Consider the following 15,917-nt stretch of genomic DNA (forward strand, 5'->3'; position numbering starts at 1 on the left):
GCTGCACACCTACAATCACCACCGCGGACACACCGCGCTCGCAGGCAAACCACCCGCCAGCCGCGTCCCCAACCTCACTGGGCAATACAGCTAGGCGGCCGGCTCCGCAGCACCTGAATCTCCCGGTCACGTCACCCCCGTCGCTCGAAACGGCACACCCTCCCCTGACGCCTGAGGTCGTGCCGGCTGAGCAGGGCCTTGACCAGGGGGGATCGGGTGGCGGAGCCGTGGTGTCGGTGGCCTGTGGGCGGCTGTCGGTCCGATGTCGGTGAGGGCTGGCACCTTTCGAAGGGTCCCGCCGGTGCCCAACCGGCGGTGAATTCAGAGAAGGGGATCTCTCGTGCATGACGTAGTGATCGTGGGAGCCGGCCCGGTCGGCCTGTCCCTCGCCTGCGAGCTCGGCCTCGCGGGCTGTTCCGTACTGGTGCTCGAACGGGAGCCGGGGCCCCACTCCCCGTTACGGGTGGCCCCGCTCGGGATGCGCGGCTTGTCCGCCGCTTCGGTCGAGGCGTTCTACCGCCGCGGGATGCTGCACCCGCTGCTGACGGCGTCGGGCGCCGACGACGATTCCGGCGCGAACCCCGACGCGGACGAGCCCGCACCCCCTCGTCGCGGTGGCCACTTCGCCGGCATGATGCTCGATCCGGCCAAGATCGACATTGCCGCCCTACCGTTCCGGCTTCCCACCCCGGCGCCGGAGATGCTGATGACGGACCTCGAAGCGGTCGAGACGGTGTTGTCCGAGCAGGCGTCCAAGCTCGGCGTGGAGGTCAAGCGCGGAGTGACGGTCTCAGCCATCTCCCGGAACGATGAGAGCGCCGTCGTCGCGCAAGCCGGCGCGGACGCGTACGCGGCGCGCTGGCTCGTCGGCTGCGACGGCGGACGCAGTACGGTGCGCAGGCTCGCGGGCTTCGACTTCGTCGGCACCGAACCGCAGTTCACCGGCTACGTCATGCACGCCGCCATCGCCGGCTGGGAGAAGCTGCGCCCCTGGTTCAACCTGACGCCGAAGGGCATGTACATACGGATGCCCGCGGAAGGGCACATCGGCATGATGGACTTCGACGGCGGCGCGTTCGACCGCTCGCAGCAGCCGACTCGAGACCATCTCCAGGCGGTTCTGCGCCGTGTATCCGGCACCGACGTGACGTTGAACGACGTCCACATCGCCTCGACCTTCACCGATCGGGCGATGCAGACGACGACCTACCGGCAAGGACGGGTCCTGCTCGCGGGCGATGCCGCTCACATCCACTCCCCCCTTGGCGGGCAGGGACTCAACACCGGCATGGGCGACGCCATGAACCTGGGGTGGAAGCTCGCGGCGACCGTACACGGGTACGCGCCGGAGGGGCTTCTCGACACGTACACCCGCGAGCGCCATCCGATCGCCGCAGGGGTGCTCGACTGGTCGCGCGCCCAGGTGGCGGCCATGAAACCGGAGCCGCATGCCCAGGCGATCCAAGCAGTGGTCCGCGATCTGATCGGGACGCGTGACGGAGCGACCTACATGTTCGAGAGGCTGTCGGGATCGTGGATCCGCTACGACGTCGGCAGCGAGCATCCGCTGGCCGGCCGCAGCGCCCCGGACTTTCTTCTCGAGGACGGGACTCGCCTCGGCGACCTGATGCAGGACGGGCGAGGCGTCGCGCTCGATTTCAGCATCGACCGGTGCCTGCAGGGTTCGGCGGTGGGCTGGGAGAGCCGGATGCGGTACGCGGCCGGGCAGGCGAGGAACGACCTCGGACTGGGTGCCGTGCTCGTCCGACCCGACGGCATGGTCGCCTGGGCGAGTGATCGCCGCCCTGATCGTGAAGCGTTCGAACGGGCCGCGGGCCTTTGGTTCGGTACTCCTCTCACGGCCGACACCGTCCTGGCGTAGGGCCTCGCCGCCGACCGGGGACAGGTGGCACCGGGTTCCGGTAAGGACACCCTGACGAACGGCGGGGGGGCGGACCGGCCGTTCGGCCGGGGCGGTGGGGCGCCCCGGATGGGCCGCCTGGAAGGCGCATACCGCGGTCGGCAGCGCCCACCACAGGCTGACCGGGGTCAGGCGGCCGATACCGCCGCGCCCGCGAGCAGCACGTGCGCCGGTATCCGGAAATCCATGATCATTCGCCTCACGGACCCGACCCTACGCAACGCCCGCCGAGCCCGGATCTGCCGAAAGTCCCATCCTCCGGGCCGCCGTCGTTGGCGCGGTTCGCCCTCAGAGGCGGTGGATCCGGGTGACGCCGTACCACTTCGAGAGACAGCCGGCGACCCAGTCCCGCTCGTAGTCGGAGGTGAAGAACGGCTCGGCCAGGCTCCCGATGTACAGGGGCCGGTACCCGACGTCGGTGGCGCCCCGCGCCGCCCCGCTCCGGATGCGGGAGTTCTGGGCGTCCCAGGCCACCGCGCGGGTGACCGTGGCAGTGGTGAGCTGCTGGACGTTCGGGACGAGCGCGGCCAGCGCGGCCAGCGTCAGGCCGCCCGCCGCCACGACGGCGGCCGGCACCACCAGGCCATTCCGCCGGCGTGCCAGGTTCCGGCCGGCCCACTCCCCCAGCAGGGCTCCGTAGACGCACAGCGCCAGTTCCATCGGCACGAGGTAGTTCGTCCACGTACGGGCGTACGTCCACCCGCTCGGACCGTAGCCGCTGCGCAGGCCCAGCACCACCGCGAACGACCCGAGCACCACCACCGGTACGGGGAGCAGCAGTACTGCGACGAGCATCGGCCGCGATACGGCCCGGTGCCTTCTCCACGCCGCGAGCGCGGGTGTACGGAGCCCGGTTCCCAGGCCGAGGAGGACGCCGACGGCGGCGGCTCCCAGGTAGGCCCACTGGCCCGTGACGGAGTCCCACATGTGCAGCCAGTCCCGGAAGGTCTCCCCGAGCTCGCTCGGGGAGAGCATCGACTCCCGGTCCGGCTGCTGGGCGCGGCGCCACCGGGCGCCGGGGGAGGTGTAGAGCACGATCAGCCCGCAGACGAGTCCGGCGCACCAGAGCACGCACCAGGTGAACGTGTGCCAGGTCCGCGCCAGCCCCAGCCGGGGCAGGGCCAGCAGGCCGGCGCCGACCGCGAGCAGACCGCTGACGAGGGCGAACGGCTCGCTCAGGGTTCCGAGCGCGAAGGCGATGAGGAACGCGGCGGCGAAGCCGCCTGCGCGTATGCCGGCCCGGGGCTGGCGCACGGTCCGGATGGCCAGCAGGAGCGCCCACACTCCGACGACGCTGGGAATGGTGTGGGAAATGGTGGCCGGAGCCCACAGCAGTACCTGATAGCTGCGGGTGCCGGCGTAATAGACCAGCGCCTGGACGGCCAGCGCGCAGGCGGTCAGGGTCATCACCGTCATCACCCGCGGTCTCGCGCCGAGGAGCCGGACGAACTCGCACCCGAGCAGGACGAGGCCGACCGTGAAGGTGACGACGATGACGGTGGGCAGGATCTTGATTCCGGTCAGCCCGTCGCCGTAGACGATGCCGCTCAGGAAGGCGTTGGCGATCCGCCCGTTCTGGGTCATGTAGAAGTCGGACGTGATGCCGAGGACTCCCAGATCACGGGACTTCCAGGCGGCGCACCAGTCGTCCGACGTCGGCCGTACGTAGAGCCCGAGAAAGCACCCGACGGCGATCAGGGCTCCGGCCGCCGCCACGAGGGTCGCGCCCGCGCCCAGCAGGAGGCTGCGGATGAGCGGGCGGCGGGCGCTCCCCCGGCCCGGCCCCGCGCTCGCGCCCGGGCCCACGCCCACGCCCACGCCCACGCCCACGCGCTCGCGCTCGCCCTCGCTCGACGCAGTAGTCATTCACCAATCCTTCGCAGGGGCCGGTCACACCAATGTGCACGGTGCGTCGCCCACCGGCATCCGGGGTCACCCGGGCGGCGGGCATGTCGTGGCGGGCTCCGCACACCTCGTCCACGATGAGAACTCCGGGCGCCCCGCGCGCGGAAGCCGGACGGATGGAGTGGTGATGCCTGCTGTCCTGCTCGTGCGCTGCGCGGTCGTCACGACGGCTGTCGCGTGCATCGCCCTTCCCGTGTGCGCCGCAGGATCCGCCGGCGGCCGGCACACCGACGCACGACGGCCGGTGTTCCTCATCAGGCCCGTGGGCCACCAGAGTCTCGGCGACGCCGAGGGCAGATACGCGCCCCTGTCGGTGCTCGCCGCCCCCACCGTCGGCCTCCTCTCCAACACGGCCGCCACCGAGGGCATCACAGCGGCCACCGCCAAGGGTGCGTGGTACATGGGAGGGAGCAACGTACTGCGGCTGCCGACCGGCCGGTGGAAGTACGTCCCCGTCGGCCGGACGGCGTCGGCCGTGGTGGCGGCCGGCGATCCGGCGGCCCGGCAGCAGATGACGCAGAGCGCCGCCTGGCTGGCCGGCGGCCGGGTCCCCGGCAGCTCGCCCGCGCAGCGCGCGGCGGCCGAGCGGGCCCTGCTGACCATGCGCGCCCTGCTCCGGCCGAACGGCGCCATGGCGGCGGGCTGGACTCCCGGCTGGATGTACTCCTGGCCCCGCGACTCCAGCTTCGCCTGCGCCGCGTTCGCGCACACCGGCCACGAGGCCGAGGCGTACCGGATCCTCCGCTACAGCGCCGAGACCCAGCGGAAGGACGGCACCTGGGACGCACGGACGAGACTCGACGGTCTGGGGCCGCCGGACGGCAGGCGGTGGCAGCTCGACGCCAACGGCTGGGTCCCCTGGGCCGCTTGGCAGTGGTACCAGAAGGCCCCGCGGGCCGGCCGGCACGCTCGGCTGGCCGGCCTCTACCCGATGATCCGCAAGGCGGCCGACCACGCGGCGGCCTCGCTGCGGGCGGACGGGCTGCCTCCGGCCTCCCCCGACTACTGGGAGCTGACGACGACCACGACGAACATCGGTACGGCCGCGCCCCTGCTCGCGGGGCTCAACGCGTCCGCGGACCTCGCCGAGGAGCTGAACCGGCCGGCCGACGCGGCACGCTGGGCCGCTGCCGCCAAGCGGCTCTCCTCCGGGATAGCCAAGAAGTTCGCTCCCCTGGGATATCAGCGCACCGTCGACGGGCAGCACGGACACGACAGCGCGGCTGCCTTCATGGCGCCACCCTTCAACACGGCTCCGGCCGACCTTCCCCGGGCGCTCGACACCACGTACAAGGCCCTGCTCCTGCCGAACGGGGGTCTCACGCCCGGAAACGATCCGACGGCGCCTTGGGGTGGGAACGCCTGGACGCCCAGTACCTCGTTCTTCGCCCTCGCGTGGGCCGGTACGGGGAGGACGGCGAAGGCGAGGCAGGTGCTGGACTGGGTCCTCTCCAAGCGGAACTCGCTCGGAGAGCTGCCCGAGAAGGTGAACCGTGCGGGCAATCCGTCATCGGTGGCACCTCTGGCATGGACGGGCTCGATCGCCGTCCTCACCCTGGTGGCACTCGACGACAAGGGTCTCCCCACGCCGCCCCTGCGGTTCTCGTCCTAGCAGTCAGGTCACTGCGGAGGCCGGGCCCCGGAGGCGGCCTGCGCGAGCAGCGGGGGCTGGACCGCCCGGTGCCACGGGGAGGGGATCCGGTCGCCGGGCGGCTCGGACGGGGCCGCAGGAACCGTCGTGACGATGTGCAGGTCGGCGTCCAGGCCGAGGGCCGCCGCGACGGCCGTGCCGGCCCGGTCGGCCACGCCCGCCGGTGCGCCCGTGTACAGCATCTGGGACTCCTGCCAGGACTGCGGACCGTCAGCGCCGCCCGCCACGCCGACCGTGCCCGAGCCCGTACGGCCCGCGAGCAGCGGACCCGCGATACCCACGCCGCCGTAGCCGCCCGGGCCGCCGGCCTCGGCGACCGGGGAGAACTGCGGCGCGGGCCCGCCCGCGGTCGCCAGGCTCGTACCGACGGTGCCCGTGCCGGGCCGGCGGAAGAACAGGCGGACCCCGTCGCCCTCGGGGCGCACCGAGAGCACGCCCGTGGTCTGCGGCAGTCCGGTCGCGAAGACGCCGGTCAAGGGGGCGCCCGGCGTCGGCTGGACCCAGGCCAGTACGGAGCCGGTCGTCGCCGCGTACACGTACCGCCGCCCCGACCCGTCTGTCGCGGTGACCGGATCGCCCAGGAGGCCGGCGCCGCCGAGATCCTGCCAGGGCCCGAACGCTCCGTCCGGGGCCGTTTGGGTCCGGGCGCGCAGAGTTCGGCGGGAATCGCGTACGTACACCGTCATCCGGCCCGCCGGATCCACGGCGACGGACGGTGCGCTGATCGCCGAGGTGCCGGACCTGTCCGCGGTGTCCGGGGTTCCCAGCGACTGCCAGGGGCCGAATGCGCCGTCGCCCTCGCTCTGGACGGCGTACACGATGTCCCGGCCGTAGTCCTGAGGTGTCGTACCGAGGGTGGTGCGGGTGGCGAAGACCACGATCCGGCCGTCCGGGAGCCGGGCCGCGCTCGCCCCGGCGTCGATGCCGGTACCGGAAAGGAAGCGAGGACCCTGCCAGGGGGCCTTCGGGCCGCTGCGCGACCAGTACGCCATCCGGCCGTCCAGCGCGGCGAAGGCCCACAGCCGTCCGGAGAGGCCCTCGGTCATCCAGGAGGTGCCGTCGCCCCGGCTGTAGCGGATGGTCTGGTTCCATCCGGCGCCGGTGGGCCTGGTCGCGGTCTTGCGGTCGCCGCAGCCGGCGGGGCTGCCGCACCAGTCCTGGTGGTCCGTCCAGGCGTATGTCTTCAGGTAGCCGAGCTTCTCTTCGGCGGTCTGCGGGTCGAGCGTCGGCGGCAGCGCGCTGTTCGGGTAGCTCACGTAGTTCTGGACGGAGAAGTGCGGCCGGTCCGTGTTCTGGGCGTAGCGCTCCGCGGCGGCCTGGACGAAGCGGGCGCCGTACATGTGGTCCTGGTGGTCGAGGAAGACGCCGCTCCCCGACTTGCCGGGGGTCGGGTCCTGCGTCCGTATCGTGGTCGGCTCGTACAGCGCGAACACGTCCGCGATGGCGGCTACGGCCTCGTCCTTCGTGTACGAGAACGGGTGCGTGACCGGCGTCCCGGAGGTCAGCTGAGCGCCGAGGGCGGGTATCCGGCCGTCCCACAGGCCGCGCAGGCTGTCCGGATTGTCCCCCGAGATGCTGCGGGCCTCGCGGAGCTGCATCCACACCAGGTTGACCTCGGGCCTGGCGACGAGGACGTCCACCTCTGCGCTGCCCCCGCCGGCCGTGGGTATGGACTTCCGCTGCCAGGTGCTGGTGCGGTCACCGGTGGCCATCTGGGCGTAGGCACCCCGGATGCCGTTCTGCCGGGCCTCCGCGTAGGCGGCGCGGTCGGCGGGACCCGCGGCGTCGTCCAGGTGCGGGCTGTGGGCCTCGTTCCTGCCGTCGGACTCGCCGGAGGTCAGGTAGACGGTCGTGACCTTGATGCCCGTCGATATGGAGCGGCTCAGGTCGGGGTTCATGAAGAAGAGGTCGTCGTCGGGGTGTGCGACGACCTGGAGGGCTGAGCCCTCGGTCACGCTCGGCCTGACGACGGCCCGGGCGGCCGCCGGCGGCGGCTCGCTCCCGTATCCGTAGGCCCAGGTCGTGACACCGGCCACACCGACGGAAACCGTCGCGATCAGTGCCGCGAGGCGGGTGCGGCTGGCCAGGGACATGTACAGCGCCTTGAGGATCGGTCCGGTCCGGGAATCCGACGGGAAGGTCGGTCGGTGTCCCGATGGCTCCATTGCTTCCGGAGACGACCGGGGCCGATTATGCCCCGCACGTTTGCGACTGACACACCCTCAAAAGGCATATGGTCACGACTGAGTTAAATGACGGAAGTGTGCGATTTGCCCATTTTGCGACTATCGCACCATTCCTCCTCAGTTCTTCTTCTTCGGCTCCTCGGCGTTGCGCCAGACCGTGAGATCGAGCGTGATGTAGTTGCTCGGGTCGTTCGCGCCCGACTTGCCGCGGTACGTCACGACCGCGATGTGGCCCGCGTCACTGAGCACGCAGATCTCCGACCCGTCCGTGAGCTGATCGAGGCCGATCTTCTCGGTGTAGCGGGTTTCGGCGCGGCAGGTCTCCAGCGAACCCTTCTGCGAGTTGTTCAGCACGACCAGCTTGCCGTTGTTGGTCCCGACCTTCGTGTCCCCGAAGAGGGTGTCGACGTAGAAGTAGATGTCGCCGTGGTTGTACAACACGCCGCCGTTGCCGCCGGAGACCGGGCGCGGCGGGTTGTCGGCCAGCATGAGCTGGTAGTTGGCCGTCAGATTGACGCCCTGGTACGAGGCGGGGGTGGGGTCGGCGCGCTTGCCGCCCTTGTCCTGGGAGCCGGCGCCGGGGGTCGCGCTGCTCGTACTTCCGCCGGCGGAAGACGCGCCGCCCTTGGCCTTGTCGCCGGAGTTGTCCGGCAGCAGGGAACCGAGGACCGCGAGGCCGATCACCGCCGCCACGACGACCCCGGCGATGATCGGCCCCTTCGGCTTGTGCTGCGGGGCGGGGGGCGGGTAGCCGGGGTGGTGGGAGGGCGACGGAGTGTGGTAGCCCGGCACGTATCCGGGCGGCGGCGTCCGGTAGCCCGGCTGGGTCTGGTAGCCGGGGGGAGGCGTCTGGTAGCCGGGCGGCGGCGTCTGGTAGCCGGGCGGCATGCCCGGAGCGGCGGGACCGGCGGGAGCGTGCGCCGGAGCGGCGGGGGCGCTCTGCGTCGGCGCGGCGGCCACGCCGAGACCGGTTGGCGCGGCCGGGGGCGCACCCTGCGCCGGAGGCTGCGGGGAGACTTCGGTCGGCGTCGGGGCTGCGGCGGGCTGCGGCGGCGGGGTCGTCGCCGGTTCGGGCAGCCGAAGACGCTCGGTGATGGAACCGGCGACCGCCTGGGGCAGCCAGTCCTCGCCCTGGCGGAGCGGGGCGGGAGAAAGGTCGTGGCACATCTGGATGACCTCGGCCAGGGTGGGCCGGTCCGCCGGGTCACGGCTGAGGCACCGCGTCACCAGGGGCCGCAAGTCGTCCGGCAGCGCGCTGAGGTCGGGGTCCTCGTGCACGATGCGGTACAGCACGGCGTGCGAGGAGCCCTCGCCGTAGGCGGGCGCACCGATCGCCGCGTACGCCACGATCTGACCGAGGGCGAAGATGTCGGTACCGGCGGTGACCGTACCGGCGGAGGCCTGCTCGGGCGCCATGAACGCGGGCGTGCCGACACTGACTCCGCTGCCGGTCAGGGAAGTGGCGTCCGCCGCGCGGGCGATACCGAAGTCGATGACGCGGGGGCCGTCGGCGGCGAGGAGTACGTTCGCGGGCTTCAGGTCACGGTGGACGATGCCCGCGCCGTGGATGACGTGCAGCGCCTCGGCGACCCCGACGGCCAGCAGCAGCACACTGCGCAGCGGCAGCCGCCCGTACTGGGCCACGGCGTGCGCGAGGGAGGGGCCCGGTACGTAGGCCGTGGCCAGCCAGGGCTGAGTGCCCTCGGTGTCGAAGTCGATGACGGGCGCGGTGTAAAGGCCCTGCACCCGCTGCGCAGCCCGCACTTCCTGCTGGAAGCGCCGCCGGAACTCGGGGTCCTCGCTGAACTCGGGCCGGATCACCTTGAGGGCGATGGGGCGGCCGCCCGGCGTGTAGGAGAGGTACACCTTGCCCATGCCGCCGGCACCCAGCACTGCGGTCAGGCGGTAACCGCCGACCGTGGCCGGGTCGTCGGGCCTGAGCGGCTGGAATAGGTCGGTAGAAGGTGCACTCATGAAAATTCCATTCCCTGTCACGGCAGTTCAGCCCGCTGAAGCCCCGAAGCCAACCGAGAGGGTACCCAACTCCGGTGACTCGTCGTGACTCCTCCCCATCGCCGGCCACCGTACCCGTGCCCGGGTGAGGGTCCTCAACGGATCGTGTGGAAGTTCCGCGCCGGTGTGTCCACGGCGCTTCGGCCGAGCTGCTCGGCCGGTCCGGCGATGAGGAGTTGGCAGTGGCGGGTCGGCCTCACCTTCCGCCGCCAGGACCGCTCTCGCCGAGTGCCGGGCGCGCTCCCACCCCGCGTCGGTGGACGGAACCGCCCTTGTCCATCGATCCGTTTGCCCATCTTGGGTCATCTCTTGGAAGACCACGGACAGCGCGTCGAGCACCATGCGACGACGCGCCGAAGGACCAGGTATCCGCACCCGCCCGTCGGGCCACGGGGTATGCGCAGCGAGCGCTGTCGGGTCAGTCTCCTCCGCCACCACCGCAGGACGAGCCGCCACCACCGCAGGACCAACCGCCACCGCAGGCGTGACCGCCGCCGTCGCCTCCGCCGGATCGCCCTCGCGTCGACCCGCCACCTCTGTTTCCCCGAATCGCCGCGATGAGCACCACGATGAGGCCGATCCCCAGGATCACCAGATATCCCATGCCCTGCTCCCCGTTGCCGTCCGTTCTGGTCCGTACGAGGAGGATGCCCGGCACGATCGGCGTGACAAGCGCATTTTGAGGAACTCCAGAGCTTCGGGCCCGCCGGCGTTGGCCATGTCAGAACCGAGAGCCCGGAATGTCGCCCTGCTCGACGCGCTCGGCCGGGAATCCTTCGCCGATCGGCAGGTGCGCGCCCCGAGTCTCGCGGCGTCACGGGGTTCGAGTTCGATGCGGCCGCCGCGGCCGAGCGACCTGCCCCTATGGTCAGATCCCGCCCCTGTATCGTAAGGTTCATTCCACGCTAGCACCTATTACCAATACCACCCAGGGGGGACGGGCGGCGATGCCGGACACCAGGATCAGTGAGCTCGTGCGGATGTGGATCAACGGCTGGGTCGTCTCCCGCGCCAGCTCGGACCCGATCGACGAGCCGTGGGGGTGGACGATCGACGTCGGGCAGCCCAAGCATGTCGCCCGGCACGTACTGCCGGAGCCCTCCGAGGGCGATGTACGCAAGATCGTCGCCGCGACGAGCGCGCCCGGGACCTGGCTGAAGCTGTTCGCCGAGGACCAGACGGTCCTGCCCTGGGTCGGGCCGGGCTGGCGGCGCGACAGTCCGGGGTTTCTGATGACCTGCCACCTGGCACCGGAGCGCCCTGCGTCGCCGGCCGGATACACGCTCACCAGTTGGACCCGGGGCGGCGTCAGCCGCGTGCTGGTCCGCACGGGCGCCGGGCACTTCGCCGCCCGCGGACAGATCGCCCAGGTAGGCACCCATGCCGTGGTCGACCAGGTCGAGACCGCCACCGAGCACCGGCGCAAGGGCCTCGGCGGCCTGGTGATGCGCACGCTGCAGGGCAGCGCGTACGAGGCCGGCGCAAGGACTGGCCTCCTGGTCGGCACGACCGAGGGCCGGGCGCTCTACTCCTCGCTGGGCTGGACCATGCGCTCCCCGATGACCAGCCTCTGGTACGAGCCGTCGGATGCCGCCCGGTGAACTGAACTCGGAACAGTCCCTGTACGGGCGAGGCGGTCCACCTCGACCACCCCGCCGGCGTCGGCCACGGCACAGGCCGCTCTGGAAGCGGCCGGAACCCTGATCCGGCGGTCACCCGATCGGCCGTACGGAGCGGTGGGGGCCGCCATGGGGGATGCGAGGCTGGGCGACCGGCATCCGATCGGCCGAGGACGCCCGCCCCGGCAACCGGCAGCGGGACCTGGCCTCAATGAATTGGCGGCCTCGAATTGGCGGCCTCCGCCTTCACCGCCGAGGTGGAGAGGATCATCCGGCCCGCCCGGATCCACCACACTCCCCCCGCGGCCGGCGACTTCCGCACCACGACCAGCCAGGAGGCCACGACGTGACCACCACGACCACGGCCGTACGGCCCAACGAGTCCCGCGCCGCGCGTCTGATCACCGATGGGCTCGACCCGAAGACGTGGATCATCGCCGACACCCTCCTGATCGGCTGGTACACCGGCCGCCTCGCCGGGATCGGATGGGGCCTCCTCGGCTGCCTGTTCGCCGCCGTCATACCCCTGGCCTTCATCAAGTACGGCATACGCCGCGGCCGCTGGACCGACCGGCACGTCGGCCGGCGGCAGCAGCGCATCACCGTGATGACCTTCATCGCCGTCTCGGTCGCCACCGGCATCACACTGCTCTGCGCCTTCAGCGCCCCGCGATCCATGATCGCGCTGATCTCGGCCATGCTGGCCACCCTCGTGGCCCTCCTCGCCGTGACCCCTGCCTGGAAGATCAGCGTGCACGCGGCCGTCTCCTCCGGGAGCGTCGCCCTGCTCGCCATGGCGTACGGGCCCCGGGTGCTCCTCGCGTACCCCCTGGTCGCCGTCGTCGGCTGGTCCCGGGTGGAGCTCAAGGACCACACCGTTGCCCAGGTTCTCGCGGGCGCCGCCGTAGGCGGGGCCGTCGCCGCCAGTACGTTCGCGCTGCTCCGATAGGCGGCCGCGGGCGCCCCCTTGGGACGGGAGCATCCCTGGCGTCATCCCGTTCGTTCACAGGGCTGAGAACGGACAACAGCCGGACGAAGGGGAACCACCGTGGAGAAGAACGCCTGGGCCGTCACCGGGGAGCTTGCCGTCTTCCTCGACGAGGCCACCGCCCATGTCCCCGCCGAGCAGCGCCGGGTACTGCAGGTACTCAAGATCGGGGAGGAGTTCGGCGAGGCCGCCCAGGCCGTCATCGGCGCCACCGGCACCAATCCCCGCAAGGGCCTGTCCCACTCCTGGCGGGACGTGGAGGCGGAAGTGTGCGACGTACTGGTGACGGCGATGGTCGCGCTGCACCGGCTCGGCGTCGCGGACCCGGCCGCGATGTTCACCGCGCACCTGGAGAAGACCGCCGCCCGGACCCTGACCGCCCGGGAGGCATGAGCATGTGGATTCCCCGAGAAGAGTGGATCAAGACCCTCCCCCGGACGGTCGTGGCTTCCTGCGTCCTGATGCTGGACCCCGACGGCCGCGTCCTCCTGCTCCGCTACGGCCCCGGCCAGCCGGTCGCGGGCCAGTGGTGGGTCCCGGGCGGGATGCTCGACCACGGCGAGGACCCCTGGGCGGCAGCACGGCGGGAGATGAGCGAGGAGACCGGGATCGACCTGGACGACGTACCGCGGCTGATCGGCACGGACCACCGCGTCGACGTCGAGAGCACCGGCCCTGTGATCGACTACTACTTCCACGGCGGCGTCCACACCGGCGATCAGCCCATCCGGCTGAGCCCCGAGCACGACCGCCACGCCTTCATGCACCTCGACGAGCTGCGGGACACGCCGTTGTCCGCCCGCCTCCAGACGCTGGCTGCCATCTACGCCGGTGCCCGGTCCGGCTCCGCGGTCTACCTGCGCGAGGGGAGCCCGTTGTGACCGTGATCCGGATCAGGACCGGGCCCGCCGCGGCCGGTGGGGCCGTGCGCTACCCGTCGAAGTCGGGCAGGACCAAGGAGCCGTCCTCGGTCAGGGTGAAGCCGGGGTTGTGGGCGACCTCCCAGGCGTGGCCGTTGGGGTCGGTGAAGACGCCCGAGTAGAAGCCGATCGCGTTGAGGGCGGCGGGGCGGGTGACGGTGCCCCCGGCCTTGGCGGCAGCTTCGAGGACGGTGTCCACTTCGGCGTCCGTACGCACGTTGTGGGCCAGCGCGATCCCGCCGAACCCGGCCTGCGGGGCGTCGGGAAGACCGCAGTCCGCGGCGAGTTTCCCGCGGTCCCACAGCACCAGGGCCAGGCCGCCCGCCTGGTGGAAGACCGTCTCCTCGACCTCGGTGCCGCGCCATCCGAGCGCCGCGTAGAAGGACTTGGCGCGGGCGAGGTCCGCGACACCCAGGGTGACCAGGCTGATCCGCTGTTCCATCGCGCCACCGTAGCGGGCCCGGTCGGGGCCGCGCTCGCAGGCGTGCCGCGAGCGGCCCGCTCCGCGCAGGGTTCCGCGGAGCGGGGCTCGGGTCAGGAGGAGCGGCCCGTCAGCAGGAGCGGTCCGTCAGGAGGAGCGGTCCGTCAGGAGGACTGCTCCGTCAGGATGCCCGGGTCCGAGAGGCCGGCCGCGCCGGTCTCGACCTTGCCGGCGAAACGGCGGCCGAAGTCCGGGGCTTCGGACGCGGTGACCGTCACGTCGTACCAGCGTCGCGTGCTCCGCAGGGGAACGCTGTACGTGACGGTGGCACCCTTGGCCACCGTGAGGCGCTTCGGTCCGCCGCCGTAGCCGTTGGTGACCGTGAGCGTCGCGCTCGACGCTCCGGCGTTCGTGAGGGTGAGGTCCAGGTTCCCCGTGGTGGCGTTGTGGCGGGCGGTGACCTCGGGGCCGGGGGTGGTGCCGGGGTTGCGGAAGCCGCGCAGGAAGCCGTTGGGGCCGTGGACTGTCAGGTCGGTGACGCCCGCCGAGTAACGGGTGTTCCAGGTGTCCGAGATCGACTTGCCGGCCTCGGTGGTGTACGTCCAGGGGGCGTCGGTCCGGTTGGCGGACGTGATGTAGAACTGCGCACCCAGGTCCTGGCCGCCGCTGAACGTCAGCCGGAACTTGCCCTCGCCGGTGAGCGCAGCGCCGTCCACGTACGGGGCGTACTTCAGCGGACGGGTGTTGCACAGGCCCTTCTCCTGGCGCGGCATGGTCCCGACCGCCGGCGGGGTGGCCAGGAAGTTGGGGTGACGCTCGCGGTCCTGCGGCTCCCACAGGCCCGTGTCGGGCAGCTGGACCGTGTTGGTGTCCGTGCGTGCGAAGTCGAAGGCGGAGGTCAGGTCACCGCAGACGGAGCGGCGCCAGGGCGAGATGTTGGGCTCCTGCACACCGAAGCGCTTCTCCATGAAGCGGATGACCGAGGTGTGGTCGAAGGTCTCGGAGCAGGAGTAGCCACCCGTGCTCCACGGCGAGACGACGAGCATCGGCACCCGCGGGCCCAGACCGTACGGGCCGGCGACGTAGCCGGCCTTGCCGGGGAAGACGTCCAGCGTGGTGGAGACGGTCGACAGGCCCTGGTTGGCGTCGGCGGGGGCGTACGGCGGGACGACGTGGTCGAAGAAGCCGTCGTTCTCGTCGTACGTGATGAACAGCGCGGTACGGGCCCACACGTCGGGGTTGGACGTCAGCGCGTCCAGCACCTGCGCGATGTACCAGGCACCGAAGTTGGCCGGCCAGTTGGAGTGCTCGCTGAACGCCTCGGGGGCGGCGATCCAGGAGACCTGGGGCAGGGCGCCGGCGGTCACGTCGGCGCGCAGCTTGTCGAAGTAGCCCTCGCCGGTCCGGGCGTCGGTTCCGGTGCGGGCCTTTTCGTACAGCGGGTTGCCGGGCTGCGCGTTGCGGTAGTTGTTGAAGTAGAGGAGCGAGTTGTCGCCGTAGTTGCCGCGGAAGGCGTCGTTGATCCAGCCCCAGGAACCGGCGGCGTCGAGTCCGTTGCCGATGTCCTGGTAGATCTTCCAGGAGATGCCGGCCGCCTCCAGGCGCTCGGGGTAGGTGGTCCAGCCGTAGCCGGCCTCGGCGTTGTTGAGGACCGGGCCGCCGCCCTTGCCGTCGTTGCCGGTGTGGCCCGACCAGAGGTAGTAGCGGTTCGGGTCGGTCGAGCCGATGAACGAGCAGTGGTAGGCGTCGCAGATGGTGAACGCGTCGGCGAGCGCGTAGTGGAACGGGATGTCCTCGCGCGTCAGGTGGGCCATGGTGGCCGGCGTCTTGGCGGGCACCCAGTTGTCGTACTTACCCTTGTTGAAGGCGCTCTGGCCGCCGGCCCAGTCGTGGTTGAGGCCCTGGAGGTACTCCATGCCGAGGTCGTCGGACGGCGGCCGGAAGGGCAGCGTCTCCTTGCCCGCGTTGTCGGTCTGGTGCCAGACGGGCTTGCCGCTGGGCAGGGTCACCGGGCGCGGGTCACCGAAACCGCGGATGCCGCGGAGCGCACCGAAGTAGTGGTCGAAGGAACGATTCTCCTGCATCAGGACCACGATGTGCTCGACGTCGGCGATCGTCCCCGTCGTCCCCTGCGCGGGGATGGCGGCGGCGCGCGCGATGCTCTCGTTGAGCAGGGTCAGGGCGGCGGCGCCCCCGGTGAGCTGGAGGAAGCGGCGACGGTTCAGTTCTGCCATGGCGAGAGTGACCTCTGCTTTTGATCGAGGAGTGCTTGAGCGCCCCCAGAACAGCGTGT

General features: G+C 71.4%; 11 protein-coding genes. 6 read left to right on the plus strand and 5 right to left on the minus strand.

All coding sequences use genetic code 11. The features are described 5' to 3' along the window. Positions 1 to 340: 340 nt before the first annotated feature. Complete coding sequence (locus ACIQU4_RS19875; protein WP_403732138.1) at positions 341 to 1,882, plus strand: FAD-dependent monooxygenase; 1,542 nt, start codon at positions 341 to 343, stop codon at positions 1,880 to 1,882. A gap of 327 nt (positions 1,883 to 2,209) precedes the next feature. Here the strand turns inward: ACIQU4_RS19875 and ACIQU4_RS19880 are convergent, their stop codons facing one another. After that, entirely contained in the window at positions 2,210 to 3,787 is a 1,578-nt protein-coding gene (locus tag ACIQU4_RS19880; RefSeq protein WP_403732141.1) for a hypothetical protein, read from the minus strand. Positions 3,788 to 3,953: 166 nt separating this feature from the next. Between ACIQU4_RS19880 and ACIQU4_RS19885 the strand changes: the two genes are divergently transcribed. Beyond that, the gene (locus tag ACIQU4_RS19885; protein WP_403732143.1) at positions 3,954 to 5,438 is read left to right on the plus strand and encodes a hypothetical protein; all 1,485 of its coding nucleotides are present in this window, start codon (positions 3,954 to 3,956) and stop codon (positions 5,436 to 5,438) included. 8 nt (positions 5,439 to 5,446) lie between these two features. On the opposite strand, the gene ACIQU4_RS19890 is transcribed toward ACIQU4_RS19885, so the two are convergent. Together ACIQU4_RS19890 and ACIQU4_RS19895 are read right to left on the minus strand one after the other, a co-directional pair. Continuing rightward, positions 5,447 to 7,570: a PIG-L family deacetylase gene (locus tag ACIQU4_RS19890; RefSeq protein ID WP_403732146.1), complete on the minus strand. Its 2,124-nt coding sequence runs from the start codon at positions 7,568 to 7,570 to the stop codon at positions 5,447 to 5,449. 210 nt (positions 7,571 to 7,780) lie between these two features. After that, a complete protein-coding gene (locus tag ACIQU4_RS19895; protein WP_403732149.1) occupies positions 7,781 to 9,637 on the minus strand; it encodes a serine/threonine-protein kinase in 1,857 nt (618 codons plus the stop codon). Between the two features lie 986 nt (positions 9,638 to 10,623). Between ACIQU4_RS19895 and ACIQU4_RS19900 the strand changes: the two genes are divergently transcribed. From ACIQU4_RS19900 to ACIQU4_RS19915, 4 genes are all read left to right on the plus strand, one after another. After that, entirely contained in the window at positions 10,624 to 11,277 is a 654-nt protein-coding gene (locus tag ACIQU4_RS19900) for a GNAT family N-acetyltransferase (RefSeq protein WP_403732152.1), read from the plus strand. Positions 11,278 to 11,641: 364 nt separating this feature from the next. After that, a complete protein-coding gene (locus ACIQU4_RS19905) occupies positions 11,642 to 12,244 on the plus strand; it encodes a hypothetical protein (RefSeq protein WP_403732155.1) in 603 nt (200 codons plus the stop codon). Between the two features lie 99 nt (positions 12,245 to 12,343). Next, entirely contained in the window at positions 12,344 to 12,676 is a 333-nt protein-coding gene (locus ACIQU4_RS19910) for a MazG-like family protein (protein ID WP_403732157.1), read from the plus strand. Beyond that, positions 12,673 to 13,164 (plus strand): NUDIX hydrolase, encoded by a 492-nt coding sequence (locus ACIQU4_RS19915; RefSeq protein WP_403732160.1) that lies wholly within the window; start codon positions 12,673 to 12,675, stop codon positions 13,162 to 13,164. The genes ACIQU4_RS19910 and ACIQU4_RS19915 overlap by 4 nt, the downstream gene beginning before the upstream one ends. Positions 13,165 to 13,213: 49 nt before the next feature. Here ACIQU4_RS19915 and ACIQU4_RS19920 read toward each other — a convergent pair whose 3' ends face one another. Both ACIQU4_RS19920 and ACIQU4_RS19925 read right to left on the minus strand, forming a co-directional pair. After that, on the minus strand, positions 13,214 to 13,645 hold the full coding sequence (locus ACIQU4_RS19920) for a VOC family protein (protein WP_403732163.1): 432 nt from the start codon (positions 13,643 to 13,645) through the stop codon (positions 13,214 to 13,216). Positions 13,646 to 13,788: 143 nt separating this feature from the next. Beyond that, a complete protein-coding gene (locus tag ACIQU4_RS19925; RefSeq protein ID WP_403732166.1) occupies positions 13,789 to 15,858 on the minus strand; it encodes a phosphocholine-specific phospholipase C in 2,070 nt (689 codons plus the stop codon). Positions 15,859 to 15,917 lie beyond the last annotated feature (59 nt).

The sequence above is a fragment of the Streptomyces sp. NPDC090741 genome, from assembly GCF_044769045.1.
In the GTDB taxonomy this organism is placed as follows: domain Bacteria; phylum Actinomycetota; class Actinomycetes; order Streptomycetales; family Streptomycetaceae; genus Streptomyces.

What these genes read in the sequence shown, in the direction of transcription:
- ACIQU4_RS19880 (WP_403732141.1), bottom strand. Translation starts at nt 3,787, where the DNA reads ATGACTACTGCGTCGAGCGAGGGCGAGCGCGAGCGCGTGGGCGTGGGC.
- ACIQU4_RS19885 (WP_403732143.1), top strand. Translation starts at nt 3,954, where the DNA reads ATGCCTGCTGTCCTGCTCGTGCGCTGCGCGGTCGTCACGACGGCTGTC.
- ACIQU4_RS19890 (WP_403732146.1), bottom strand. Translation starts at nt 7,570, where the DNA reads ATGTCCCTGGCCAGCCGCACCCGCCTCGCGGCACTGATCGCGACGGTT.
- ACIQU4_RS19895 (WP_403732149.1), bottom strand. Translation starts at nt 9,637, where the DNA reads ATGAGTGCACCTTCTACCGACCTATTCCAGCCGCTCAGGCCCGACGAC.
- ACIQU4_RS19900 (WP_403732152.1), top strand. Translation starts at nt 10,624, where the DNA reads ATGCCGGACACCAGGATCAGTGAGCTCGTGCGGATGTGGATCAACGGC.
- ACIQU4_RS19915 (WP_403732160.1), top strand. Translation starts at nt 12,673, where the DNA reads ATGAGCATGTGGATTCCCCGAGAAGAGTGGATCAAGACCCTCCCCCGG.
- ACIQU4_RS19920 (WP_403732163.1), bottom strand. Translation starts at nt 13,645, where the DNA reads ATGGAACAGCGGATCAGCCTGGTCACCCTGGGTGTCGCGGACCTCGCC.
- ACIQU4_RS19925 (WP_403732166.1), bottom strand. Translation starts at nt 15,858, where the DNA reads ATGGCAGAACTGAACCGTCGCCGCTTCCTCCAGCTCACCGGGGGCGCC.